General features: G+C 61.1%; 1 protein-coding gene. It reads left to right on the top strand.

The window, feature by feature from the left end; genetic code table 11:
• A partial coding sequence (malQ, locus tag HMPREF9538_RS23470; RefSeq protein WP_009484091.1) for a 4-alpha-glucanotransferase occupies positions 1-1943 on the top strand: 1943 nt, incomplete at its 5' end.
• Positions 1944-1999: the final 56 nt, after the last annotated feature.

A 1999-nucleotide genomic window follows, 5' to 3' on the forward strand; every position in this document is an offset into this window, starting at 1 on the left:
AATTTAACCCGCTGCCGAACGTGAAAATTTTCACTCACGGCAAAAAAATGTCGCTGCCGGTGGCAGGACGCGGTGAGTATCAGTGGATCCTGACTACTGAGGACGGTAAGCAGTATCAAGGGAAAACCCGCGGCGGCGAGACGCTGCCGCTGCCGGCCAAACTGCCGGAGGGGTACCACTCCCTGACCCTCACCCAGGAGGGGGAGCGCTGGCACTGCCGGACTATCGTCGCGCCAGCCCGCTGCTATGAGCCGCAGCCGCTGAAAGAGGGGAAAAAGCTGTGGGGCACCTGCGTGCAGCTGTATACCCTGCGCTCAGAGAAAAACTGGGGGATCGGCGATTTTGGCGATCTGCGGGCCATGCTGCCGGAAATCGCCCGCCGCGGCGGGTCGTTTATTGGCCTTAACCCGATTCATGCCCTCTATCCGGCGAACCCGGAGAGCGCCAGCCCCTATAGCCCGTCTTCACGTCGCTGGCTGAACGTTATTTATATCGACGTCAACGCGGTTGAAGATTTCCAGCGTAGCGAAGAGGCGCAGGCGTGGTGGCAGTCTCCGGCAACGCAGCAGGCACTGCAGGCGGCGCGGGAAACGGACGATGTGGATTATACCGCCGTCACTACGCTGAAAATGACCGCGCTGCGTATGGCGTGGAAACAATTCTCTCGTCGTGAAGATGAGCAGATGGCAGCGTTCCGCGAGTTTGTTCTGCGCGAAGGGGAAAGCCTCTACTGGCAGGCGGCTTTCGATGCGCTGCACGCCTGGCAGGTACAACAGGACCCGCTGCGCTGGGGCTGGCCGGCCTGGCCGAAGGCCTTTCAGGATATCGACAGCCCGGAGGTGAAAGCCTTCTGCGTCGAGCATGAGGATGACGTCAGTTTCTATCTCTGGCTGCAGTGGCTGGCCTGGAGTCAGTTTGCCGCCTGCTGGGAAACCAGCCAGCGTGACGGCATGCCGATCGGCCTCTACCGCGACCTGGCGGTGGGCGTCGCCGAGGGCGGGTCGGAAACCTGGTGCGATCGTGAACTGTACTGCCTGAAAGCATCCGTAGGCGCGCCGCCGGATATTCTGGGCCCGCTGGGCCAGAACTGGGGCCTGCCGCCGATGGATCCGCATATCATTGCCGCCCGCGCCTATGAGCCGTTTATCGACCTGCTGCGCGCTAATATGCAGAACTGCGGCGCGCTGCGCATCGATCACGTGATGTCTGTGCTGCGTCTGTGGTGGATCCCGTATGGTGAAACCGCCGACCATGGCGCTTACGTTCAGTATCCGGTCGACGATCTGCTGTCGCTTCTGGCGCTGGAAAGCCAGCGTCATCGCTGCATGGTGATCGGTGAAGATCTGGGCACGGTACCGGTGGAGATCGTCAGCAAGTTACGCAACAGCGGCGTCTATTCTTATAAGGTGCTCTATTTTGAGAGTGATGCAGAGAAAACGTTCCGCGCGCCGGCGCTGTACCCGGAGCAATCAATGGCTGTGGCGACGACGCACGACCTGCCCACTCTCCGCGGCTACTGGGAAAGCGGCGATCTGACGTTAGGTAAAGCGCTGGGCCTCTATCCTGATGAGGTGGTGCTGCGCGGACTGTACCAGGACCGCGAGCTGGCGAAACAAGGGCTGCTGGACGCGCTGCATAAGTACGGCTGTCTGCCCAAGCGCGCCGGCCATAAGGCCTCGCTGATGAGCATGACGGGGATCCTCAACCGGGGGATGCAGCGTTATATTGCCGACAGCAACAGCGCCCTGCTGGGCCTGCAGCCGGAAGACTGGCTGGAGATGGCGACGCCGGTTAACATTCCGGGCACCAGCACCGAGTACCCGAACTGGCGCCGGAAGCTGTCCGTCACCCTGGAGCAGATGTTTGCCGATGAACGGGTCAATAAGCTGATTAAGGATCTGGATAAACGGCGCAAGGCGGCGAGCAAGAAAGCCGCCTCCTGATAACTTCCTGCCGCGCGCTCCTCTGCGCGGCGAAGAGCATGTCCGATAAAAAAGGG

It is taken from the genome of Klebsiella sp. MS 92-3, from assembly GCF_000195655.1.
GTDB lineage: Bacteria > Pseudomonadota > Gammaproteobacteria > Enterobacterales > Enterobacteriaceae > Klebsiella > Klebsiella pneumoniae.